Genomic DNA, 8,360 nt, shown 5'->3' with positions numbered 1-8,360 from the left:
ATCTCCCTAATATTTCTTTTTGCTATGCAAAAAATTAATATTAGATGCAATCCTTATCAACCGCCTTATATCCCGCCACTGATTCGGAGTACCAAATTCAGTGGGGGACTTACGGCGTAATAGTTAAATCTAATAAGGATAATTGCTGACCAATCAGCCTGCTTCCAGTGACAAGTGATATTTTTGCTGCGATTCCAAGTTGAGGATACAGGCAATCAACCACACTAAACCTGCGGCATAGCCAGCTGTCACATCAGTTAGCCAATGGACTCCAAGATAAAGCCGACTGAAACCAATCGCAGCAATTAAGGCAAAAGTCAAACCATAAATCCAAAAGTGCCATTGAGGAAACTGCTTTGCCAAAATATAGCCCGTAAAACCGTAAATAACTATTGAGACCATTGCATGACCGCTGGGAAAACTGTGTTGACCCACATTAATCATATGCTTCCACAATGCTGGACGCGTTCTACCAAATAATATTTTCATTAAACAATTTAGCAAGATTGCACCGACTCCAGCCATGCCCAAGATCGTTGCATCCCGGTGACGGTTATAATATAACGGACTAATTGCCAAACCTAAAGAAGATAACAGCATTACTAGTGGATCGCCCAGAAAAGTGATACTAAGCATAATGCGATCGAGCAGTGGTGTATGCAGTTTCTGGATCAAAAGCAAAATGGCTTCGTCAAAATTATACGCGTACAAAAGTCCAGTGCCGCATACAAGGGCGCAAACAGTCCCCAATACCGGAATAAATTGACTGCCTGTTTGGTTTAATTGCCGCTGTATGGATATTTGTTGAAATAATATGCCTGAATCAAATATGTTTCGGTTATTACCCCCAACTGAAACAATATTTTCTTTAACATCAAAGGAATGCAACTTACTGTCTCCAAGGACTGCGGCAGATGCTTTTGGAACCTTGACTAATTGGCTGGGTATGGAAGAAGCAACTAATTTACTCCCTTTTTTCCTATAATCTAAGACAATTTCTTGGATGAGCAGTGCGATAGTGGTTTGCGTAGCGTCTCGTTGGCGCAGTCTCCCGTAGACAAGAGAAGACCCGTCTTGCACTATCGGATATCCTTCGCCAAAGGGGTTCGCGTTTAAACTTTTATCTGGATGGAAAATAACCAAGATATTCCCTGTGTAAGTATTAGCACGAGCTAGCAAGATTATTTCCTTCTCTAATAATCTTGATTCGAGATATCTTTTGAGAGCTTCCGAATGATAAAGCCCATTGACCTTATATCTAGCTCTTCCTTTAACGGCAGTATGTATTGCTTGAACCCAATAACTTTTATTAATCACTTTATGAGATTGAGGAGTACCCATTTTTATTTAATTGATAATAAAATGTTTGGACTGAAGACTAGAGAAAAGATATTTTCACGAGTTTTGGGAAATCCCAGTTATTTCAAGGTTACTTACTCTTAATCAGTAATAATTTTAATGCTTACTGTATTAGCAACTATACTAGCTAAGGCTCACTAACAGATTGTAATTTTAAAGGCTGGGAGTTGACCTCGCTATTGCCGCGTAATCGCCATCGCTTGTTAGGCAAGATAAACATGGCGGCAGATTTTAGTTTCTTAATTATGCTTCTTGATGCAGAAAGTATTCGTTCCCAAACATCTTTCCTAAACCTTCGATACACAATAACATTACGTGCTTGGTTAATTTTGCGTGTACTATCAATTAAGTTGATTAGAGAGTCAAAGATAGTCCCCAAGATTGATTTTGACGTTACCTCTTTTGGCATAACCTCATCTTGGGCAGTTTGAATCAGATTGACCAGACGCTCACGCATTTGATTATCTGAAATTACACCTACTTGATAATTGATGACTATGGATGCCGCTTTTGGGTTAGTACGAACATTTGTAACTCTAGGAGCGGATTCTATTACTAACTTGAGTTTATTAGCATATTCAGGATCTCTGGCTAGCAGAGGAATACGAAAACGAATGCGCCCAGGAATTGTATGGACAATGCTATAGAATATTTTTGGGGATGGTGCTCTTTTATTAGCTACGCTTTTACCTGCCTTTTTTGATGGTAAACGCAGATTAAGACTAGCACTTTTGTTAAAATTAGAACGTTTTATAGAAGTCATAGTACCATTTTTTAATTTCAAAAAGCACAAAAATCAACCGAGGCTTGTTAATTTATCTATTTATGTTCTAAGGGAGGGTCTTCTTGAACTACGTTGACTTTACTTTAGTCATACCTATTCTTGTGAGTTAAAACATCTATCTCAGTAGTGAATCTAGCTGTCACTGCTTTCAGACCGGTTAAGTTTCTTTAACACTGTGCTTTGCCAATAATAATGAAATAATCAATAAAAGAAACGTTGAATAAGGCAGAACTTAAAGAGCACATTTAGCAATATATTCGGGGATTCAGACCCCTCCAAAATTAAAGCCGCTAAAGCTGGAATTATTACAATCAACTAAAATCCATACTAGGGATTGAAATTGCGGTAAAATGCATAAATATAGTGGATTTTAAATAAGTCAGGCACAGGATTTTGGTCTATAAGCTAGATAAACAGCCTTTGTGACTCCTGACTGTTGAATGCTAGTATAATTGGGGACTTTATGGCGATTTTGTTAAAGTATAAAATCTGTCAGAACGTATCTGTGTGCTATTTCGCCAAACTTCTACTTTTTCAGGGCTGATTAAATAATAAAAACTACCATTATCTGCTCTATATCTGCCTTTACCAATATTTAAAGCTGCTATTTTTATAGGCTTACTTGGGCCTTGCTTCAACTGTCCAATATAAAATAACTGGCCATTTTCTTCACAGACTTTTACATGAATGTTTGCAGTCTCACCCTCAATTATGGTAATTCCATTGCATTTAGTATCAGTGTTAACAGGGGCAAAACCTATTGGAATTGGCTGTGAAGGTGAAACTTGCTTTGCTACCGGGGGTGTCCAGACTGGACGGTTCGGGTTATCCGCTTGCTGAACTCTTGCAGTTAAGGATGTCAACAGACGAAGGGGATCAACTGCTATTCGACCATTTGGATGAACTTCAAAATGCAGATGAGGCGCTGTACTATTGCCTGTAGATCCCATCTCAGCGATAATTTGACCTTGAATGACCTGTTGACCCTTGCTCATCAACAAACGGCGATTGTGACCATAAACAGTGATGCTGCCGTCAAAATGTTTAATAGTTATAGCATTGCCTAATCCCCAATCATCCCAAGCTGCTTTGATGACTGTACCAGATGCCGCAGCAACAATAGGAGTTCCAGATGCCCCTGCAATATCAATTCCTTCATGTTGATATTTGCGGAAGCCCTGAGAAATAAACCCTTGAGTCGGCCAGATTAAGTTAGAAGCAGGAATAGGAGTTTGCTGAATTGGGGAATCGCCTGCTAACTGTGTCAGGGCAGATGTATTTGTACTTACTACGGCGGTTAAGGATATTAACCCAATTAGTCCATAAGTGCGGTATCGATAAACGTTAACTTTTTTCATAAGTTGAAAGTTTATTCAAACAATAATTCAGATAGTTTCTGATTATTTGCTGTTTCAAGCTGACTTGGAAAATATCAGGAAATTTAGCATATATGGCATTTCCAAGACCCTCGCCAAACGCCTTGGCGCTACAAATTTAATATCTGCCCCGTATGCCAGCCACCGATGTATCGAAGGGTGGCATACGTTTTTGTCATTCTTCCCTTCTGGCTCAGGACTTAGTGTAATTATCAATTACTTTGGCTAAGTCAGGCACTGCTTCTTCTACGTGCTTTTTGGCTGAACCACGAAGTTTTTCATAGGTTCCTCGCACGATTTGGCGCTTGGCGTTCTTAACTCTAGCATCGGTGACACCCAATAGCGCGTCTGCCGTATGAGAGCGATTCGCATTCAGGTATTCAATTGGATCGCCTTTCTGTATGCCTTCACTCCAGATAGGATCAAGTGCTGTAAAGCACTGCGGTAGGATCTGCTCAACGACATAAGGGATATACCCCGGTTTGACCCCCTTTAGGGCGGCGAAGGCAGTTTTCAAAGCAATGCCGCTCATACCTGATTTCGATGCAAGCTGTCCTTCTATCATGTTGCAACAGTCATTTATGACCATAGCCTTTTTGGTCGGGTTCAAAAGTCCCTCACTAAGTCCCATTTCACTTTTCCTTATCTATCTAAGTATTTAATTTCTATTCGACTAATTTTTTTAGCAAGCAGGAAATTACAGAAAATCGTATCAGAGTTAGAGAATGTTATGAACATCACATTTTCACTCCTTAAGGTCTTGATGATAATGGGTGCTTCTCATTCTTCTGTTCGCGTTCTTGTAGAGCTTTTTGGTTAGGGGGGGGAGTGTGCTTCGCGCACACTACGCGAACGAGGTTTCAGGTTTTGAGTGCCTAAATCCTGTTTCTAATTAGCTTTGCCATTACTCTGAAAATTTAACAACTGATCATCATTGACCCAAATTGCTTGCTGAGGTACAGAAATAGAAATTCCGGCATGGTCTAGGGCAACTTTCAGACGGCGGCGAAACTCCCGTGCTACATCCCATTGCTTGAGGGGCTGTGTTTTAATCCATACACGAATAATCAAACCGCGATCGCCAAATTGATCTATTCCCAAAACTTGCGGTGTTTCCAGTATTTGACGCTCCCATCGCGGATCTTTATCCATCTCAAAGCCAATACTTTCAATCAACTTCAAAGCCTTTTCAATATCGGCTTGGTAGGCGATCGGGATCGTTAAATCGGCTCGTGACCAACGACTAGAAAGATTGGCAACAACCTTAATTTCACTATTGGGAATCGTGATCAAGCGCCCTTCAGAATCCCGCAGTTGGGTCATCCGCAGATTCAGATTTTCTACTAAGCCTCCCACGTCTCCCACATTAATCACATCGCCTAAAGCGTACTGGTCTTCTAAAATGATCAGGAAACCGTTAATCGCATCTTTAATTAAGTTTTGCGAGGCCAGAGACACGGCTACACCAACTAAACTGGCACCCGCTAGCAAGGGAACGATATCTATCCCCAATGACACCAGCGCTAGCAAGAAGCCTACTCCTACGCAAATACCAGTAGCGATGCTTTTAGTCACGCCAGAAAATGTGGAAACTCGCAGTCTCAGCCGTTCAGAACTTTCTGGAGTCAATAAAGCACCACTACTAATCAGAGTGGTGGTGAAGCGATCAATGAGGGCGTAGATGAGACGGATTGCTACGTAAGTTACCAGGAACACAACACCTAATCGCAAAGGAAATTGGACGGCATTGAGAATTATTACCTGAAATGGTCGTGTGTAGGGAAATAGACCCAAAATAAAGAAGCTTCCACCTCCCCAAATTCCTGCTTGACTTAGCTGGAATAATCGTCTCTTAACTTCTTGGAGATGTCGGTGTTGCTGTTGATTCAGTTGTGTTGCAATTGGTTGAGCTGCTGCTGGTGAAATTTGAGAGTTGAAGGGGCCTGTGTTGGGTTGAGAGGCGATGGAATGTACTAAATCCTTTTTGGAACGCTGCTGCCAGCTATATACCCCCAAACTCATGAGAATCATCACCAATCCAATACCCGCAGCAATTTTAGCTTGGTCGATTAAAAATTGAGTTTGTCTTTCTTGCTTTGCTTGTTGCAAGTCTTCTTGTAACGATTCGGCGATTTGATTTGCCGATGTCGATATATCTACCTGTCGCAGTCCAGCATCTTCAGAAGTGATGGTCATCAGATATTGATTGTTGACATAAATGACTGGTAATCCGTTGACCTGGCGAACTTCTACGTTGATTGCTGTTTTTGCTGGTGACTGAAAGTAATTTTGGCTAATTTTCTCCAACTTCTTTTGGATGTCTTCTGAACGCTCAGGAAAGTTGGTTTTTGATGCCGCTATCTGAAATAACCGACGACCATCTAAATAAATCCAGCCCGAAACAATTCTATTATTTGCATCATTACTCACACTGCTGGGAGCTTGCAGCTGCGGTAACAAAGGAATCTGGGCTGTGGCTTTTGGCATAGATACAACGGCTATGGCCATTGAACTAGCGATCGCCAAAAATTGAAAACGCACTCAAACACCTCCTTGAAAAAAATTGACTATTGACTACTTCTATAACCATCCTCCGCAATTGTTTTGAGTAAATGTACCTATCTAAAGTTGAGGTTTTCCCTTTAGATAATGAAACTTTGATGTTTTTTTGGTTGTACTCTATCTTTAGACAGATGACAATGTACTTCAAATCAGCAAATAAGGCTTAGAAAAGTCTTACTCTTACCAAAGATAAAACAAAAAGGAAGAACCTGGGGATGAAGTTGACATTATGCTGATCAAACGTCAAGCTAGTTTTGAGGACTATTGACTGGTAGTTTTGCTAATTACAAGCAAAAATCGCCAGTCGTAGAATAACCTAGTAGAGTGCGTAAAATTTACGTAGCTTTTTTAATTTTTTGAGGTAACTTTTGATGACCGCAACTTCTCCCCGATTAAAGCACGAGGTTAAAGACCTCGGCCTAGCTGCCTTGGGAAGACAGCGCATTGAATGGGCTGGACGCGAAATGCCAGTATTGCGGCAAATCCGCGATCGCTTTGCTATCGAGAAACCCTTTGCTGGTTTACGCCTTGTAGCTTGCGCCCACATTACAACAGAAACAGCACATTTGGCGATCGCTCTGAAAGCTGGTGGTGCAGACGCGCTTTTAATTGCTAGCAACCCTTTATCAACTCAAGATGACGTAGCAGCCAGCCTCGTCCTCGATCATGAAATTCCCGTCTTTGCTCAGAAAGGCGAAGATAACGAAACTTATAACCGCCACGTCCAAATAGCTTTAGATCATCGTCCCAATATTATTGTTGATGACGGTAGCGATGTGGTTGCAACTTTGGTACAAGAACGCCAACATCAAATCGCTGATTTGATTGGTAGCACCGAAGAAACCACCACTGGTATTGTGCGCCTACGCGCCATGTTTAGAGAAGGCGTTCTCACCTTCCCCGCAGTCAACGTTAACGACGCTGACACCAAGCACTTCTTTGATAATCGCTATGGTACAGGGCAATCAACCCTAGATGGCATTATCCGCGCCACAAATATTTTGTTGGCTGGTAAAAACATTGTAGTCGTCGGTTATGGCTGGTGTGGTAAAGGCACAGCCCTCCGCGCTCGTGGGATGGGTGCTAACGTCATCGTCACCGAAATCGACCCCATCAAGGCAATTGAAGCCGTAATGGATGGCTTCCGCGTCCTGCCAATGGCTGAAGCTGCACCTCAAGGTGATATATTTATCACTGTGACTGGTAACAAGCACGTCGTTCGCGGTGAACACTTCGATGTCATGAAAGACGGTGCGATCGTTTGTAACTCCGGTCACTTTGACTTGGAACTTGATTTAAAATACTTGGCTGCACAAGCTAAGGAAATCAAGGAAGTTCGTCCTTTCACCGAAGAGTACAAGTTGAAAAATGGTAAATCAGTTGTCGTTCTCGGACAAGGACGCTTGATTAACCTAGCTGCGGCTGAAGGACACCCCAGCGCAGTAATGGATATGAGTTTTGCCAACCAAGCTTTGGCTTGTGAATTCCTGGTGAAGAATAAGGGTAAGTTAGCTCCTGGTTTGCACTCAATTCCTGTTGAAGTCGATCAAGAAATTGCTCGTTTGAAGTTGCAGGCTATTGGGATCACGATTGATAGTTTGACAGCTGATCAAATTGAGTACATCAACTCTTGGACTTCGGGAACTTGATACTTTGATTAATTGATTTTTTGGGGATAGGCTTTTGGGCTTATCCCTTTTTTTATTAGTAAAATATCAATTACTCATCTTCCAATCAGATATACTTAATTATTGAGTTAAACAACAACCTTCAGTAAACTTAGAACTGTTTGCCATTCCTTCATGCAATACTACTTTCCAGTGATTGTTGGAAAATCTATCCCTTAAACGTTCAGCTTCTTCTAATAAAAATTGTCTCACTCGCTCAATGGATTTTGCTTTTATGTGTGTTTTAATACTAGATTGTGTTTCTGATAATACTTCTGGTGAATACTTCCGAAATCTTTCTAGCAATTTTAATTTAGTATAATGTGATTTGATTAAACAAAATTGACTATCAGAAATACCACTTGTTTGCATTAAAGAATATTCTGCAATTGGGACATCATCCTTGTAAGAAATAGAAACATTTAAATAACGCTCAGATATCAAATTATCATAATATAAATTGATTATTTGTCTTTTGCCTTCTAATACCAATTTAATGTGAAGCTGCATAGAAAAGAGCTTCGAGAATAAAGTTATAAGAAGAGATAGATATTACCTGCTCCAGTGTAAGTTGCTCGAATATTTCTTGGATGCGATGCCTACGGCGGGCTA

Annotated in this window: 7 protein-coding genes; 1 reads left to right on the top strand and 6 read right to left on the bottom strand. The window is 40.9% G+C overall.

Features of this window, described 5'->3' with window-relative positions; genetic code table 11:
• Positions 1-153: 153 nt before the first annotated feature.
• The 5 genes from H6G92_RS37250 to H6G92_RS37230 all read right to left on the bottom strand — a co-directional run bounded on the left by H6G92_RS37250 (position 154) and on the right by H6G92_RS37230 (position 6,060).
• On the bottom strand, positions 154-1,341 hold the full coding sequence (locus H6G92_RS37250; RefSeq protein WP_190901695.1) for a phosphatase PAP2 family protein: 1,188 nt from the start codon (positions 1,339-1,341) through the stop codon (positions 154-156).
• 145 nt (positions 1,342-1,486) lie between these two features.
• Complete coding sequence (locus tag H6G92_RS37245) at positions 1,487-2,122, bottom strand: HMA2 domain-containing protein (protein ID WP_190901692.1); 636 nt, start codon at positions 2,120-2,122, stop codon at positions 1,487-1,489.
• Positions 2,123-2,604: 482 nt separating this feature from the next.
• The gene (locus H6G92_RS37240) at positions 2,605-3,501 is read right to left on the bottom strand and encodes a M23 family metallopeptidase (RefSeq protein WP_190901690.1); all 897 of its coding nucleotides are present in this window, start codon (positions 3,499-3,501) and stop codon (positions 2,605-2,607) included.
• Positions 3,502-3,712: 211 nt separating this feature from the next.
• On the bottom strand, positions 3,713-4,150 hold the full coding sequence (locus tag H6G92_RS37235; protein WP_190901688.1) for a DUF6918 family protein: 438 nt from the start codon (positions 4,148-4,150) through the stop codon (positions 3,713-3,715).
• 257 nt (positions 4,151-4,407) lie between these two features.
• Complete coding sequence (locus tag H6G92_RS37230) at positions 4,408-6,060, bottom strand: mechanosensitive ion channel family protein (RefSeq protein ID WP_190901686.1); 1,653 nt, start codon at positions 6,058-6,060, stop codon at positions 4,408-4,410.
• 392 nt (positions 6,061-6,452) lie between these two features.
• Between H6G92_RS37230 and ahcY the strand changes: the two genes are divergently transcribed.
• A complete protein-coding gene (gene ahcY / locus H6G92_RS37225) occupies positions 6,453-7,730 on the top strand; it encodes an adenosylhomocysteinase (RefSeq protein ID WP_190901684.1) in 1,278 nt (425 codons plus the stop codon).
• Between the two features lie 99 nt (positions 7,731-7,829).
• Here ahcY and H6G92_RS37220 read toward each other — a convergent pair whose 3' ends face one another.
• Positions 7,830-8,258, bottom strand: a complete 429-nt coding sequence (locus H6G92_RS37220) for a hypothetical protein (protein WP_190901682.1) — start codon at positions 8,256-8,258, stop codon at positions 7,830-7,832.
• Between the last annotated feature and the right edge of the window lie 102 nt (positions 8,259-8,360).

The organism is Nostoc foliaceum FACHB-393 (assembly GCF_014698505.1).
Lineage (GTDB): Bacteria > Cyanobacteriota > Cyanobacteriia > Cyanobacteriales > Nostocaceae > Nostoc > Nostoc foliaceum_A.
The sequence above is the reverse complement of the archived record's forward strand: the minus strand, read 5'-3'. Positions and strand labels throughout refer to the sequence as shown.